Here is a 14548-nt window from a genome sequence, read left to right on the forward strand (position 1 = left end):
CAATAGGTGAGAGCTCTATTTAATAGTCTACTCACAACTAAAATAAAAAGACGTCTAATAAAGCTTCTCTCTAGAAAGCTATTGTCTGCGGAAACAGAATAAGATAGCGAACGACTCAGTATCGTGTTATAAGACGTTAATCGGCTGAGCGATTAGCGGTTCCCTAGTTTTAGAAAGGAAAGATTATGAAGAAAGTAAATCCATTCTATCAGTCAAAGAAATGGATAAAAAAGAAAAATAAAGTATTGCGGAAATTTAAATATGAATGTCAAGAGTCTGCAAGGTTCGGCAATAACATACTTGCTGATGTCGTGCATCACATTTACCCATTGGAATTATATCCAGAACTTGCCTTAACCGAATGGAATCTATTGCCATTAACAAACGAGAAACATAATTCTTTTCACAGCAGAAAAGACCACTCGGTAACTAAAGCTGGAGAGTATTGGCAAAGAAAAAGAAAAAAAGAATTTGAAGAATGGAGGAAAAATAATAGCCCCCCTCTAATTAAAAAATAAAAATTAAGCAATGAGAACCGAGGATGAGAATTTCTTCCCCCCACGAGGCAGATTTGAGAAAAAGGGGTGTGGAGTATGAAATAAATTGCAGAATTGAGGTGATGAAATGGCGAAGCTGAAAAGCAGACGAACCATTAAGAATAGCGTGGTTAAGTCGATGGAAGAGCTAGGAAAATATAAGAAAGAATACGATATAATTATTGAAATTTTTGTTGATTTATTGGACCAATATCAGCATTTATATGAGCAGTTTGAGGGCAGTTCGTATCAAATTACAGAGGAATATACAAACAATGCTGGGGCGATAAACGAAAGAAAAGTACCGTTAGTGACCGCGCTAGAAACACTGAGAAAGGATATCTTGAACTACTCTGATCGTCTTTGTTTAAATCCTAAAGCCCTGAACGAAGCGAAAAAGACGGCACCCGCTGGCTCATCGCCTTTTAATGCGCTGTTGAAAAATCTATAATGGATATCAGTAAAATCAATTCTCCTCATTTTTCGGTTGCTATAGAATATGCGACGGCAATCGTCGAAGGAAAGAAGACGGCTTGCCAAGAAAACCGCCAAGCGGCACAAAGATTTCTCGATGATTTAAAACGGGATGATTTGGAATTCAGACAGAATCAATTTGATTTTGTCATTAATTTTATTGAAAAAGGAATCACGCATCAACAAGGAGAAGATTTATCCGGAAAATCCTTGAGAGGTACACCGTTATATTTACAACCATGGCAGAAATTCATCATTGTTAATCTACTGGGATTCTTTTTACCCGGTACGAGTATCCGACGTTTTAAAGAATCATTGTTGATGATTGCTCGAAAAAATGGCAAGACGGCGTTTGCTAGTGCGTTGGGCGAGGCGCTTTCTGTTCTTGAAGCAAAATCTGGAAGCAAGCTGTATATCCTTGCGAATAGCTTGACCCAAACCATGGAGTCATTCGGTTTTCTAAAATACAATATCGAAAGATTCGATGATCCGGCATTTCAAGTTCGAGACAATAATCAAGAACACTCCATCACTGCCGATTTTGGCGAGGATGGTTCTTTTTATATCCGAGCGTTGGCGAATGATCCAAAGAGGCTTGATTCTCTTAACAGTAATTTGTTGATATTGGACGAGGTCCATACTTGGAAATCCGCAAAACAGTATATTTTGATGAAGAACAGTCAAAAGGCGTATCGAAATAAATTGTTGATTGCCATCAGTACCGCTGGAGATATTCCTTCCGGCTTCTTAGCGAACCGTCTGAAATATTGTCAAAATGTGTTAAACGGAACGATTGCTGATGATGAATACTTCATTTTTATTTGTAAAGCTGATCAGGATGAAAGAGGAGAGGTGAGGGAATATACTAATCCAGATATTTTGGAAATGGCAAATCCTTCAATGGGTGTATCCGTTTCTTTAGAGGATTTGAAAAGGGATGCAGAACTTGCCTTGAATGATCCGCAAACGCGAGGGGAATTTTTTAATAAGACATTGAATATTTTCACTTCGTCTATGTTGGCTTACTTTAATATTAATGAATTTATTTACAGCAATGAGCAATACGAGTGGTCATTGGATGAATTGTTGAAGAAAAAAATCAAATGGTACGGCGGTGCTGATTTATCAAAAATGCACGATTTAACGGCAGCTGCTTTGTACGGTTCATTTGATCATGACGGGAAGGAAATCGATATTGTAATCACTCATGCATTCTTCCCGATTGTAAACGCCACAAAGAAAGCAGAAGAAGATGCAATACCACTTTTTGCATGGAAACAAGACGGATTTCTTACGATGTCGAATACACCGACTACGAGCTATGATGATATTGTCAACTGGTTTATCGCGATGAGAAAAAGAGGATTTAAAATAGCGAAGGTCGGTTTTGATAGAAAATTTGGTCGTGAGTTTTTCCAAAAAATGAAGAAGGCGAAATTTAAAATTGTGGATCAACCTCAGTATTTCTGGCGAAAGTCAGAAGGCTTCCGGCGCATTGAGCTAAAGGCGAAAAATACTGAGTTCTATTATTTAAGCAATGAATCATTTGAGTATTGTGTACAGAATGTCCGAGCGATAGAGAAGACAGACGACATGATCCAATATGAAAAAGTAGATGGTGATGACGGAAATATGCGGATTGATATATTTGATGCTGCTGTTTTTGCTTGTTGCCAAATGCTAGAGGATACTGGAAAATCCGGAATGTCTGATTACTTAGAAAGTTAGGAAAGGAAAGATGAACATGGGATTTTTTGACCGCATTAGAGGAAAGGCTAGAATTCGATCTGAGCCTAAGAAAAGTACTGGAGAAGAAAATGCACCGGTTGGTTACTTTTTATCAGAAGAGGCAAAAAGTTTGCTTGTCCCTGGATATACCAGATTGAGTGATAACCCCGAGGTACGGATAGCTATTGATAAAATTGCTGATCTTGTTTCCAATATGACGATCCATTTAATGGAAAATACAGATAAGGGCGATGTCAGAGTAAAAAATGAGTTATCTAAAAAGATTGATATCAATCCTTGCCAGAATATGACGCGTAAAAATTGGGTCTATTGGATTGTAAAAACGTTACTTTTAGAAGGAGATGGAAATTGTATTGTTTTTCCTTCTGTTGAAGGGAATATCATAAAAAACCTAATTCCGTTATCCCCTTCAAAGATTAGTTTCACTGAAGGAGCAGAAAGCTATAAAATTCTTTATAACGGCAATCAGCAACTCAATCCAGAAGATGTTCTTCATTTTGTGATTAATCCAGATTCGGATAAGCCGTGGTTAGGTACCGGCTATCGGGTTACTTTGCGAGATATAATTGGTAACTTGAGGCAAGCCACAGCAACTAAAAAGGCCTTTATGAGTAGTGAGTATATGCCGAATGTCATTATCAAGGTTGACAGCGATGTAGATGAACTAGATTCAGAGGAAGGGCGCGAAAAATTAGAAGATCGCTATTTGAAACGATCAAAAGCTGGAAAGCCTTGGATTATTCCGGCTGATCTTCTGGAAGTTCAACAGGTCAAACCGTTAACATTAAAGGACATTGCAATCAATGAAGCGGTTGAACTCGACAAGAGAACAGTGGCGGGAATCCTTGGCGTACCTGCTTTCTTTTTGGGCGTAGGTTCATACAATAAAGACGAATACAATAATTTTATTGCGTCGAAAATCATGTCAATCGCACAAATATTACAACAAACACTCACGAAATCATTACTCGTAAATCCGAATTGGTATTTTAAATGCAATGTGAAAAGTCTGTATGCCTACGATGTCGATACATTAGGAAACTTAGGGATGAATCTTTATATAAGAGGGATTGCGACAGGGAATGAAGTGAGAGGTTTAGTTGATTTTGATCCACGAGATGGGCTGGATGCATTAACCATCTTAGAAAATTTCATTCCCCAGGAAATGATTGGTGAACAAAAGAAACTGAAAGGAAACGAGGTGGAGGAGTGAAGAAGAGAGAAAAGGTTCGGCAATACCGAAGTCTTAATATTGAGTTGAATACCAGGAGTGATGAAGCCAGCGGAGAAAAAAGAATCGCTGGTTATTTTGTTGTTTTTAATTCTGAGACGGAATTATGGCCGGGAGCCTACGAAGAAATATCGCCAGAAGCTTTAACAAATATACCAGACGATGTACGAGCGCTATTTGATCACGACACATCAAAAGTGTTAGGGCGGACGAAAGCGGGCACCTTGACGTTGTCGATTGATGAAAAAGGGCTGTATGGTGAAATCATCATTAATGAAAATGATTCTGACGCAGTCAATTTGTATGAGCGTGTAAAACGTGGCGATATTGACCAGTGTAGTTTCGGCTTTGAAATTCTGAAAGAAGAAACAGAGCACAGAGAAGATGGTTCAATCAAATGGATCATTAAAGAAATCATTCTTTATGAAGTCTCTGTTGTGACGTTTCCGGCTTATGCGGATACAGCAGTAGAAGCTCGGCAACAGCAGTTCAATAAAATAAATGAATCAAGAAGAAATGACCTAAAAAAACAACTGAAGGAGAGACTAAAAAAATGGCATTAAGAAAATTAGTTATCGGAAAGAAATTAAGAGAATTGAAACCAGCATTGGCAGAGGTAAGAAAAGGGCTGGCGAACTTTGCTAAGCGCGAAGGTGAGCTGGAATCTGCAATCGAAGAAGCATCAACCGATGAAGAAATGAAAACGGTGGAAGAAGAAGTCGAAGAATTAGAAAAAGAAATTAAAGATAAAAAAGCGGAAGAAACCGCGCTGGTCGAAGAAATTGAGCAGTTGGAGGAAGAATTAGAAGAACTTGAAGACCAGCAACGTGCCGTGTTAGGAAAAGGAGAGAAGAGAAATATGCCAAGAAATCAACAAGTACGAACAGTAGGAATGGGAGAAAACTATTTCACTAGAGAGGTAACGGACTTCTATTCTGACTTGCGTTCAAAATTGAATATGAGAGCGAATGGGAACGTGCTGCCGCCAACTGGAGACAACGAAGTTATCATTCCGGATTTAGTTATGAATCGTATTCGTGAACGAATCGGTGATTATACGACTCTTTATCCGCTGGTTGATTTGGTAATGGCTAAAGGTAGAGTGAAATTAGTTCTGGATGTCGACACAAAAGAAGCAACTTGGATGGAGATGCGCGGCGTTAGTCTACCAGAAGATGATGATTCTGAGTTGACAGCAGTAGAATTTGAAGGATTCCTATTGGGACGGATTGTTTATATTGATAATTCATTGCTTGAAGATGCGCAGCCAATTATTAATCTGGATGATTATCTGACCAAGCGAATTGCTCGTTCTATCGCAAAAGGAATTGATAAAGGGATCGCTATAGGCGAAGGACCTACAAAAAAACAACCAGAAGGAATCATTCCGCAAATTCCGACTGAAAATAAAGTGACAGCAAAACCGGCCTACGCGGAAATTATCCCACATTTAGGCAAAATTGATACTGGAGAAGATGCAACAGGAGAAATCACTGTGGTGATGCACCGGCAAACCTATTACGAAAGAATTGCTGCATTGACATTGCATGTCGATAGCAACGGACATGATGTTGTACAATTACCAAACCTAAAAGAACCGAATTTCTTGGGACTTCCTGTTACTTTCAATAACTATATTCCGAAAAATAAACTGATTTTTGGGGTATTTGAAAATTATACATTAGTTGAGCGAGAAGCTGCGCGAATCGATGCGTCAACTGATTATAAATTCAGAGAATATCAAACAGCCATTCGAGGCATTGGACGCTATGACGGAAAGCCAGTTCTTCCGAAAGCTTTCGTAGAGGTAACATTGGATGTCGAAACTGTGCCGGAAGCATAAGAAAGAGAGGGAGAATAATGTATAAAGTACTCCATACATTTCGAGATTTGACAGATGATAATTATATTTATAAGCGGGATGAATCTTATCCACGAGAAGGCCATGAACCAAAAGCAGTACGAATCAAGCAGCTGTTAGCGAATGACAATAAAGGTCGCGCGGAAGCATTGAAAGGTTCGCCAGTAATTGAAAAGATTGAAGAAGGAGCAGCGGAAACGGATTTATCAATTGACGAAGCAAAAGATGGTGCTGAATAATGGAAAAGAAAGCAGATACAGTATTAATGCTTCTTAAAATGAATTTAGGAATCTCTAAAGACAATAGAGATTCCTATTTGTCGGCAATCACCGAAGGAATCAAGGCTGAATTGTTAGATAAAGGAGTTACTCTTAGCGATGAAAATCCTGATCACTTAATGTTTTTAGTAGATTTCGCTGCGTGGCGTTATCGGTCACGAGGTGAGGGGGTACTTCCACGAAACCTACAATTTAGAAAGCATAATTTAATTGTTAAATATGGTGGTGTGAATGATGGATAATACTTGGGATGATGAAGTCACACTAATAACTGAGATTTATAAACAGGATGCAGAAGGTCAAACGGTTTATGATGCAATTGGTCAACCAATCAGAGAAGCAGACAAGGAAGAACCGATTTGTTGTTATGAAAAACCAGTTGGTCGCTCTGAACATTATGCCGCTGGGCAAAACGACATTCAAGTTCTTTGCTTGCTGATTATTCATCCTTATGAATATGAAGGAGAAACGGCAGTCATTTACGATGGACGGCGACTGCACATTGAGAAAACCTATTTGATGAATGCGGAAGAATTAGAGCTGACATGCATTGAAAAGTTAGGTGATCCATAATGGCTATTCGAACAGCGACAGGGAAATTATCACAAGCTATTGTGCAAGAATTGAGTTTGTATACAGACGAAGTACAACAAGATATTAATACAGCTGCAGAAAGAATTACCAAGGAAGCTGCTGAGCAGGTAAAAGCAAGCAGCCCGAAGCGGACAAAAAAGTATTCAAAGGATTGGCGAGTAAAAAAAGTATCGACTGGCAGAGAGAACAGCTTCTCATGGATTGTTCACAATGCGACGCGGTATCAGTTGACCCATCTTTTAGAGCGTGACCACGCTTTAAGAAACGGTGGACGGTCTACTTCTCAGCCGCATATTGCGCCAGCAGAGGAAGAGGCTGTTCAAAAATTTATCGAAGCGGTAGAAGGAGCAATACGCCGATGACATTGGATGAATTGAAAAAAATATTGGATTTTACAGGTTTACAAGTCGCGTACCGTCAGTGGGAAAGAGGGAAGGTCCCGAACCTTCCCTATATTATTTATTATCAAGAAAATACAGACAACTTCACGGCAGATAATCATGTTTTCCATAAAGGGACACAGGTATCTGTTGAACTCTATTCCAATTTGAAAAACATCCTTGCTGAACAAATGATTGAAAAAATATTTGATGATAATAGATTGGAATGGGAAGCATCTGAAACCTATATAGAATCTGAAAAAATGTACTTGGTTTTATATGAAATAACCATTTAGGAGGAAAAAAGCATGAGCGAAAATAAAGTAACCTTCGGGTTAGAAAACTGTCATTACGCCCCGGCAACTATTTTGCCAGATGGAACAATGACTTACGAAAGTCCGGTGCCATTTCCCGGTGCTGTAGACCTAACTCTTGATGCCAACGGCGATTTGTTAGAGTTTGAAGCAGATAATATTGTTTACTATACATCAGTAGACAACAAAGGATACACAGGAAAATTAAATATGGCGTTGATTCATGATCATTTTCTTACAAGCTGCTTAGGAGAAGAAATTGATACAGAGGACGGTGTACAGACAGAGCGATCCAACGCGTTGACGAAGCCATTTGCTTTGATGTTCCAATTCGAAGGGGATAAAAATGCAGTTCGGCATGTGCTATATCATTGCTCGGCAAATCGCCCGGCGATTGGAAGCTCGACTGGAAAAAATGTAAATGCGACTGAATTAGATTTCAACGCCACACCACGACCGATTGATAAGGCAGTAAAGACGAAAACTACAGGAACAACAAAGCCGGGTGTTTATGATAATTGGTTCGCTGCAGTATACGAGAAAGCACCAGGGGTTTAAAATATGGAGAAGACTATCTATGTTGCTGACCGCCCTATTCGATTAAGAACGAGCGCAGCGATGTCTATCGTTTATAAAAATCAATTTGGCACGGATTATTTTTCGGATTTAATGAAGTTAGCAAAAATTTTTGATGTTCCGGTGGATGAAAAAAGAAAAGATGAATTGAAACTGTTAACACTGAAAGGGTTAAAAGAACAGGCGAAAGACTTGAACATAGAAGGATACTCAAAAATGAATAAGGGGCAATTAATCAGAGAACTTCTGCTAAAAGAGGAGCCCAAAAAAATTGACATCCAAAACCTCTCTTTTGAATATTTAGATAATTTGGACATGATGGTAATTTTCAATATTCTTTGGACAATGGCTAGAATGGCTGACCGGACTGTTCCTGATCCTTTTGAGTGGTTAGATAGTTTTGAGGTTCTACCAATTGAAGTTGTATTGCCTGAGATAAAAGATTTATTGGAAAGTAGCATTAAAACAAGAAAAAAGTAAATGATGAAATGAGTTCCAGTGATGAAGTATTGACTGTGGAATCATTTCTTTTTATTTGCAAAGAAATCGGTCTGTCATTTAATGAATTAGAGCTAATGGATATAGGTCAGTGCTTAGACTATATACAACAGTGGATTGATGAAAAAAGCTTAGAAGTAAATCCAACTGGGATTTCAAGGAAAGCTGGACAGAAAGATTTTGATAGGTTTTAAAGGTAGGTGAGAAAATGGCAGGGAAAAAAATTAACGGTATCACAATCGCGTTGGATGCAGATACAAAAGGTATAACTAGTGGACTAAAAGAAATCACGACTCGATCCACAAAAGTATCAGCGGAATTAAAACAAGTAGAACGGCTTTTAAAATTGAACCCTAACAGTACAGAACTATTAGCGCAAAAGCAGCAACTACTTAGTGAACAGGTAGCGACAACAAGCGATAAGTTGAAGGCACTAAAAGGAGCGCAAGAAGATGTCACGGCGGCTTATCAAAATGGCGATATAGGAGCTGAGCAATACCGGGCCTTTCAGCGGGAACTTGTGACAACAGAAGGTGCATTAGAAGGATATAAAAGTCAATTACAGAATATGCAAGGTGAGCAGGATAAACTAGGGCAAAATACTAGTCGACTTGATTCCCTTTTTCAAGCTACCGGCTCATCTATTGAAGATTATCAAGATATTTTAGGTTCACGCTTAGTAAATGCTATAAAGAACGGTACAGCAAGCTCTGATGATTTAGAAGTAGCAATAAATAAAATTGGTAAGAGTGCACTTGGAAGTGAAGTAGATATCGGTGCCATGAAAGAGGCACTAGATAAAGTAGATGATGGCGACTCTATTGAAGCTGTACGAAACGAATTGGAAGGGCTGTCTACAACAGCAGATACAACGGGCGAAGCACTGAACAACATGGGGGATGGAATTGCATCTGGAAATTTGATAGATGCAGTGGACAAGCTTTCTGTGGTTGGTGATAAGCTAAAAGATTTTGCTGGTAACGCTCAAGACGCCTTTCGCGAGGTGGATGAAGGGGCTGATATTATTGTTACTAAAACTGGAGCAAGCGCTGAGGCTATTGATAGTATGTCAGAAACCTATAAGAATATTACTAATAATTTACCAGTTGATTCATTTGCTGATGTAGGGTCGGCAGTCGGGGAGATGAATACACAGTTCGGTTTCATGGATGATCAGCTAGAGAACACCACCGAATACCTTTTGAAGTTTGCAAACATTAATGAAGCGGATGTCAGCCAATCCGCAATTTATGCAAAGCAAGCAATAGAAGCTTATAAACTTGAAAGTAGTGATTTTGGTTCTGTTTTAGATTCAGTTACACAAACTGCTCAGGCAACAGGGCAATCAGTTGATAGTTTATTCGATAAAACGATTAAAGGGGGACCACAACTTAAATCGTTAGGCTTATCTTTTGGAGAAAGCACCGCTTTGATGGGAAAGTTCGAACAATCAGGGATTGATAGTGGAAAAATGCTTTCGTACCTATCAAAAGCCCGGACAGTCTATGCCAAAGATAATAAGACCTTACTGGAAGGCTTAGAAGAAACCAGTAGGCAAATGAATAATGCTACAAGTGAAACAGAAGCATTGCAAATAGCTACTGAGATATTCGGAAGTAAAGGCGCTGGTGTAATGGAGGACGCATTCAAAAGAGGTGCTTTGAATTTGGATGGGTTGGCAGCTGCAGCAGCTAATGCAAATGAAGTAGTAGGACAAACATTTGAAGATACCTTAGATCCAATCGATATGCAACAAGTAGCGATGCAGAATGTAACGAATATCATGGCTGAATTTGGCGGGATGATTGCAGAAGCAGTATTACCAATCTTGGAAGTATTGATCCCGATTGTTCAACAGGTTGCAGAATGGTTTACTAATCTACCAGGACCAGTCAAACAATTTATGGTTATTTTGGGTGGTATGATTGTTCTTGTTTCATCTTTAGCACCAATAATTACAGCCGTCATGGCCGTAATAACTGCCGGACTTGGGGGAGCGATATTACCACTAATTGCGGGTGTTGTTGGCGTAGCTGCTGCAATAACAGCAGCAATCGCCATTTTCCAAAATTGGGGTGCTATTTCCGAGTGGTTGGGAGAAAAATGGGACGCATTTGGTAAATGGATGGGGAATTTTTGGGATGGTTTATCAAAAGGAGCATCCGGAGCAATTCAGGGAATGTCTGACTTTTTCAAAGAGAAAATGGACGGAATTGTTAACGGAGTAAATGATAAAATCCAAAAAATTAGAGACTTTTTTAAGTTTCTAAAATTAAAATTTCCAAGTATAGAGTTGCCTAAACTTCCTCATTTTGGATTGAAAATGAGTTCAAAAAAGATTTTTGGAAAAGAGATTTCTTATCCGAGTGGGCTAGATGTAAAATGGTTTGCTAAAGGTGGGATTTTAACCAAACCTACTATTTTTGGTCAAGCTGGCGGGCAATTATTAGGTGGAGGAGAAGCTGGACAAGAAGCAATCGCGCCGTTGGATAAATTGATGGGGTATATTAGAACTGCTGTATCCGAAGCTAATGGAGGCGGAGATGAAATACATTTACATTTAAGTGCGTTTGGAAGTTTGCCGAAATCTGTCATGGATGAAATGGCTGAGTATTTAGTTTACAAATTTACGGATATAAAGAAACAGAAAAGTCCTTATGATTCGGGGTGGGTATAATGCTTGAAATCATGCAGGAAGGAACTTTTGTTTTTAATGGCAAATCGAGTGAAGAAATAGGTTGTTATATCAGAGAACGCCCAAAAAGAATTAAAGGAAAAAGAATGGTTGAGATGAAAGAGGTTCATGGAAAGAATAAACTTGTTCCGATTGATAAGGGATACTATACAAATTCGATTCTCTCACTCTCATGTTTCTGTTTGCTTTCTTCGTATAGTGATCTCTATTTTATAGAAAATGAAGTGTCAGCACTTTTAGATAGTGCAGGGGAGTATGTACCGTTTATACCATTTTATGATCCTCATTATGTATACGAGGTAATCAATAATAATGAAATTAGTTTTGAAGGGACGCGAGGAAGTAAGCTTGCTGTTCCTTTTTCTTTTGAATTATCTGTTGCTCCGTTTAAATACCGTATGACTGGATTGCATACTCAAGAATTTTCTGACGCTTTTAAACTTGAAAATCCAGAGAAATATTACTCAGAACCATACATGAAGATTTACGCTTCTGGCAATATCACTATTTATGTGAATGAGGAACCGTTCGTAATAAACAATATAGAGAAATTTATTGAGGTTGATAGCAATCCCGATATTCTAGAGGTGTACAAAGAAGAAGGCGGAAAGATTATCAACCAGAATCATAAAATGATTTCCGATGATTTCCCGATTTTTATTCCTGGATGGAACGAAATTTCTTGGAAAGGAAATGTAGAAAAAATAGAAGTGAAAGGTAGGTGGCGGGCAAGAGCATGATTCCGATTTTATACAAGCCGAAAGAAACAGACTTCTCTCATAACGGGCTAGGAAAGTTACCCGATTGCATCAGCTGCTTTGTGGAAGAAGAGAGAAACGGACAAAATGAAGCTGTACTCACGTTTCCTATCACAACAAAGAAAAGCGAGTACTTACAGGAAGCGGGCTACCAAATCAAAGCGAAAGCGAATGATTTGGATGAACCGAATGTTTATGTCATTTACAAGTTTGATAAAGACATGTCTACTGGAGTTCTTACTGTTCGAGGAATTAGCCGAGCTGTCTCGAAACTGAAAGGTCGATCAATTAAGCGATTGGTAATCGAAGGAAAAACAGGTGCGCAAGCGATGCATATGATCCGTGGCGCTATGGATAAAGATACAGATATTGACTTCTTTTCTGATATTAGCACTGTATCGAGCTCGGAATTTGAAATCACGAACCCGTTGAACTGCATCGGCGGTTCCCAAGGCTCGTTATTGCAAAATTGGGGTGGAGAAATTAAACATGAGCCGTTTAAAATCTCTTTACTGAAGAATCGTGGTCGAGAAAATGTCACAACAATTCGTTACGGAAAGAATTTAGCTGGGTTATCAATAGAGACTGATTTTGATAGTTTGCTGACAAGAATTTTCCCTTACGCCGATTTACAGAACAAAGAAGGAGAAACAGAACGAATATGGGGAAAACAAGTTGATAGCCAGTATATCAATAACTATGATGATATAAGGACAGACCATGTTCAATTCACAGAAGAGCAAGGTGTAACGGATTTAGCCACATTAGAGAAGGTAGCTAGTAAATACTTTACCTCATTAAATCCGGGAATCGATTTGCCGAAATGTATAATCAAAGCGAACATTTCCCAAATACAAGAATCAAGCAAAACGGGAAAATTTGAAAACCTGAGGAAAATTGGGCTGTGTGACACAGTCACGATTTATTATAAACGCTTTGATATAAAAATTTCTGCGAAGGTAAACAAAATCAGATACAACAGTTTGTTAGAACAAGTCGAAGAGTTTACGGCTGGCAGCGAACAATATACTTTTTTCCAAGCGCAGAACAATCAAATTATGGAGACGTTAAAACAGATACCCAACAAACAATATGCTAGTACATTTATTGAATATGTTACTCAAGTAATCAGTGGAAATGATGGTGGAAATGTCGTTTGGTGGCCTAAAAATAGACCGAGTGATTTATTTTTTATAGATACAGACGACTTAGAAACAGCAAAAAAGGTACTTCGAATAAATAAATCAGGTATTGGTTTTTCATCAAAAGGATGGAAAGGACCATTTAATACTGCATGGACTTTAGATGGTGTATTTGTTGCGGATTTTATAAAATCCGGCACACTCGAAGGTGTCGAAATTCATTCGAAAAATAATGAATACGATATAGAATTATTCAAAGGTGTTCTTGATTTTAAAGATATCGAAGGAAAGAGCATTGGCACAATCAAATCGACACGAGAAGGTTCAGGAAGCGCCGGGCTAGAAATTATTCAACATGAATCATATAGATTTCAAATTAGTATGCAGACGAAAAGTGGAGAGAAAAAGCAAATTTTTCTCATTAGATCGGACGGAGATGGAAAGTCATCCGTTCATATCATGAGAGATACAACAATTGTCGGAAATCTTAATATTCACGGGAAGCTAATTGTTAACGGACAAGAAATTAAACCAGGTGGCAGCGGCGGAGGAGTTACACCGCCGGAGCTAACAACTGAGCAGGAAAAAAATGCGTGGCAAGTGTGGCAATTTCTGAAATCAAAAGGATACACTGAACAAGCTGCCGCAGCCATTTTAGGGAATGTGGAACAAGAATCCGGAATAATTCCCGACAAAGATGAAGGAAGCGGAGGACCTGGTTACGGACTTGTTCAATGGACTTCACCGCTCGCGGGCGAAAGTGGTCGGGCATATGTTCAAAGATTGCTTCAGCAAGCAGGGATTACTGGTGATTATCGAAGTTTAAATGTTCAATTGCAATTACTAGAATGGCACATGCACAACGGTCAGTATATTCCTACAAGTGCTTATCCATATAGTGTTGAACAGTTCAAACAGTTAACCGATATATCAGTCGCTACACCTGCATTTGAGGCGAACTTTGAACGCCCTATGGATACCCACCCTGAAAGAATAGGGATGGCGCAACGTTGGTACGATAAGTTTAAGAATTTAGGTTCAGGTACTGAAGGTTGGCAAAATCCAGTTCGTTCCGATTATGTGGTTACCCAAGAATGGGACCATATAGGATGGGGAACTACTGTAATTCATGGTGGTATTGATTTAGCGAGTGTGCCAGCAGGAAGTAAGCCACCTATTTATGCAGCTAAAAACGGAACTGTTATCGAGATAGTTTACAATCACCCGGAGGGTGGTAATTATGTAGTTATTGACCATGGTGATGGATATTGGAGTTATTATGGTCACTTTGACAGTGTTAACGTTTCGCAAGGTCAGAAGGTGACCAATGCGGATGTAATTGGAATAATGGGTGCAACTGGATTGGCTTCCGGTGTTCATTTACATTTTGAGGTTTGGAAAGGTTCGCAATGGAATCGTATTAACCCGCGCGATGTTATTAATTTTTAGAAAGGAGCGAGTC

General features: G+C 38.9%; 17 protein-coding genes. All 17 read left to right on the forward strand.

The annotated features are described in order from the left end of the window. Nucleotides 1-185 precede the first annotated feature (185 nt). On the forward strand, nucleotides 186-518 hold the full coding sequence (locus AC1Z3K_RS03215) for an HNH endonuclease (RefSeq protein WP_461731849.1): 333 nt from the start codon (nucleotides 186-188) through the stop codon (nucleotides 516-518). A 106-nt stretch (nucleotides 519-624) separates the two neighbouring features. Continuing rightward, nucleotides 625-987, forward strand: a complete 363-nt coding sequence (locus AC1Z3K_RS03220) for a P27 family phage terminase small subunit (RefSeq protein WP_461731850.1) — start codon at nucleotides 625-627, stop codon at nucleotides 985-987. Beyond that, nucleotides 987-2738, forward strand: coding sequence for a terminase large subunit (locus AC1Z3K_RS03225; RefSeq protein ID WP_461731851.1), 1752 nt, complete (start codon nucleotides 987-989; stop codon nucleotides 2736-2738). The genes AC1Z3K_RS03220 and AC1Z3K_RS03225 overlap by 1 nt, the downstream gene beginning before the upstream one ends. A gap of 16 nt (nucleotides 2739-2754) precedes the next feature. Then, on the forward strand, nucleotides 2755-3972 hold the full coding sequence (locus tag AC1Z3K_RS03230) for a phage portal protein (protein WP_461731852.1): 1218 nt from the start codon (nucleotides 2755-2757) through the stop codon (nucleotides 3970-3972). Further along, the gene (locus AC1Z3K_RS03235) at nucleotides 3969-4553 is read left to right on the forward strand and encodes an HK97 family phage prohead protease (protein ID WP_461731853.1); all 585 of its coding nucleotides are present in this window, start codon (nucleotides 3969-3971) and stop codon (nucleotides 4551-4553) included. Before AC1Z3K_RS03230 ends, AC1Z3K_RS03235 begins: the two co-directional genes overlap by 4 nt. Then, nucleotides 4544-5833 carry a phage major capsid protein gene (locus tag AC1Z3K_RS03240; protein ID WP_461731854.1) on the forward strand — a complete coding sequence of 430 codons (1290 nt, stop codon included), beginning with the start codon at nucleotides 4544-4546 and terminating at the stop codon, nucleotides 5831-5833. Before AC1Z3K_RS03235 ends, AC1Z3K_RS03240 begins: the two co-directional genes overlap by 10 nt. Nucleotides 5834-5850: 17 nt before the next feature. Further along, on the forward strand, nucleotides 5851-6090 hold the full coding sequence (locus tag AC1Z3K_RS03245; RefSeq protein WP_461731855.1) for a hypothetical protein: 240 nt from the start codon (nucleotides 5851-5853) through the stop codon (nucleotides 6088-6090). Continuing rightward, on the forward strand, nucleotides 6090-6371 hold the full coding sequence (locus tag AC1Z3K_RS03250; protein ID WP_461731856.1) for a hypothetical protein: 282 nt from the start codon (nucleotides 6090-6092) through the stop codon (nucleotides 6369-6371). Before AC1Z3K_RS03245 ends, AC1Z3K_RS03250 begins: the two co-directional genes overlap by 1 nt. Then, entirely contained in the window at nucleotides 6364-6702 is a 339-nt protein-coding gene (locus AC1Z3K_RS03255) for a phage head closure protein (RefSeq protein WP_461731857.1), read from the forward strand. Before AC1Z3K_RS03250 ends, AC1Z3K_RS03255 begins: the two co-directional genes overlap by 8 nt. Continuing rightward, the gene (locus tag AC1Z3K_RS03260; protein ID WP_461731858.1) at nucleotides 6702-7085 is read left to right on the forward strand and encodes an HK97 gp10 family phage protein; all 384 of its coding nucleotides are present in this window, start codon (nucleotides 6702-6704) and stop codon (nucleotides 7083-7085) included. Before AC1Z3K_RS03255 ends, AC1Z3K_RS03260 begins: the two co-directional genes overlap by 1 nt. Then, the gene (locus tag AC1Z3K_RS03265) at nucleotides 7082-7399 is read left to right on the forward strand and encodes a hypothetical protein (protein ID WP_461731859.1); all 318 of its coding nucleotides are present in this window, start codon (nucleotides 7082-7084) and stop codon (nucleotides 7397-7399) included. Before AC1Z3K_RS03260 ends, AC1Z3K_RS03265 begins: the two co-directional genes overlap by 4 nt. Before the next feature lie 12 nt (nucleotides 7400-7411). Next, nucleotides 7412-7975 carry a major tail protein gene (locus AC1Z3K_RS03270; protein WP_461731860.1) on the forward strand — a complete coding sequence of 188 codons (564 nt, stop codon included), beginning with the start codon at nucleotides 7412-7414 and terminating at the stop codon, nucleotides 7973-7975. Between the two features lie 3 nt (nucleotides 7976-7978). Continuing rightward, nucleotides 7979-8473: a Rho termination factor N-terminal domain-containing protein gene (locus AC1Z3K_RS03275; protein ID WP_461731861.1), complete on the forward strand. Its 495-nt coding sequence runs from the start codon at nucleotides 7979-7981 to the stop codon at nucleotides 8471-8473. A 35-nt stretch (nucleotides 8474-8508) separates the two neighbouring features. Beyond that, the gene (locus AC1Z3K_RS03280) at nucleotides 8509-8685 is read left to right on the forward strand and encodes a hypothetical protein (protein WP_461731862.1); all 177 of its coding nucleotides are present in this window, start codon (nucleotides 8509-8511) and stop codon (nucleotides 8683-8685) included. Between the two features lie 14 nt (nucleotides 8686-8699). After that, nucleotides 8700-11168, forward strand: coding sequence for a phage tail tape measure protein (locus tag AC1Z3K_RS03285; protein ID WP_461731863.1), 2469 nt, complete (start codon nucleotides 8700-8702; stop codon nucleotides 11166-11168). Next, the gene (locus tag AC1Z3K_RS03290) at nucleotides 11168-11926 is read left to right on the forward strand and encodes a phage tail protein (protein ID WP_461731864.1); all 759 of its coding nucleotides are present in this window, start codon (nucleotides 11168-11170) and stop codon (nucleotides 11924-11926) included. Before AC1Z3K_RS03285 ends, AC1Z3K_RS03290 begins: the two co-directional genes overlap by 1 nt. Beyond that, a complete protein-coding gene (locus AC1Z3K_RS03295) occupies nucleotides 11923-14535 on the forward strand; it encodes a phage tail spike protein (protein WP_461731865.1) in 2613 nt (870 codons plus the stop codon). The genes AC1Z3K_RS03290 and AC1Z3K_RS03295 overlap by 4 nt, the downstream gene beginning before the upstream one ends. Nucleotides 14536-14548 lie beyond the last annotated feature (13 nt).

The sequence above is a fragment of the Enterococcus sp. LJL128 genome (assembly GCF_056924295.1).

Coding starts and splice junctions, on each gene's coding strand:
- AC1Z3K_RS03270 (WP_461731860.1), top strand. CDS start 7,412: ATGAGCGAAAATAAAGTAACCTTCGGGTTAGAAAACTGTCATTACGCC.
- AC1Z3K_RS03240 (WP_461731854.1), top strand. CDS start 4,544: ATGGCATTAAGAAAATTAGTTATCGGAAAGAAATTAAGAGAATTGAAA.
- AC1Z3K_RS03225 (WP_461731851.1), top strand. CDS start 987: ATGGATATCAGTAAAATCAATTCTCCTCATTTTTCGGTTGCTATAGAA.
- AC1Z3K_RS03265 (WP_461731859.1), top strand. CDS start 7,082: ATGACATTGGATGAATTGAAAAAAATATTGGATTTTACAGGTTTACAA.
- AC1Z3K_RS03285 (WP_461731863.1), top strand. CDS start 8,700: ATGGCAGGGAAAAAAATTAACGGTATCACAATCGCGTTGGATGCAGAT.
- AC1Z3K_RS03215 (WP_461731849.1), top strand. CDS start 186: ATGAAGAAAGTAAATCCATTCTATCAGTCAAAGAAATGGATAAAAAAG.
- AC1Z3K_RS03290 (WP_461731864.1), top strand. CDS start 11,168: ATGCTTGAAATCATGCAGGAAGGAACTTTTGTTTTTAATGGCAAATCG.
- AC1Z3K_RS03260 (WP_461731858.1), top strand. CDS start 6,702: ATGGCTATTCGAACAGCGACAGGGAAATTATCACAAGCTATTGTGCAA.
- AC1Z3K_RS03220 (WP_461731850.1), top strand. CDS start 625: ATGGCGAAGCTGAAAAGCAGACGAACCATTAAGAATAGCGTGGTTAAG.
- AC1Z3K_RS03245 (WP_461731855.1), top strand. CDS start 5,851: ATGTATAAAGTACTCCATACATTTCGAGATTTGACAGATGATAATTAT.
- AC1Z3K_RS03275 (WP_461731861.1), top strand. CDS start 7,979: ATGGAGAAGACTATCTATGTTGCTGACCGCCCTATTCGATTAAGAACG.
- AC1Z3K_RS03295 (WP_461731865.1), top strand. CDS start 11,923: ATGATTCCGATTTTATACAAGCCGAAAGAAACAGACTTCTCTCATAAC.
- AC1Z3K_RS03250 (WP_461731856.1), top strand. CDS start 6,090: ATGGAAAAGAAAGCAGATACAGTATTAATGCTTCTTAAAATGAATTTA.
- AC1Z3K_RS03255 (WP_461731857.1), top strand. CDS start 6,364: ATGGATAATACTTGGGATGATGAAGTCACACTAATAACTGAGATTTAT.
- AC1Z3K_RS03230 (WP_461731852.1), top strand. CDS start 2,755: ATGGGATTTTTTGACCGCATTAGAGGAAAGGCTAGAATTCGATCTGAG.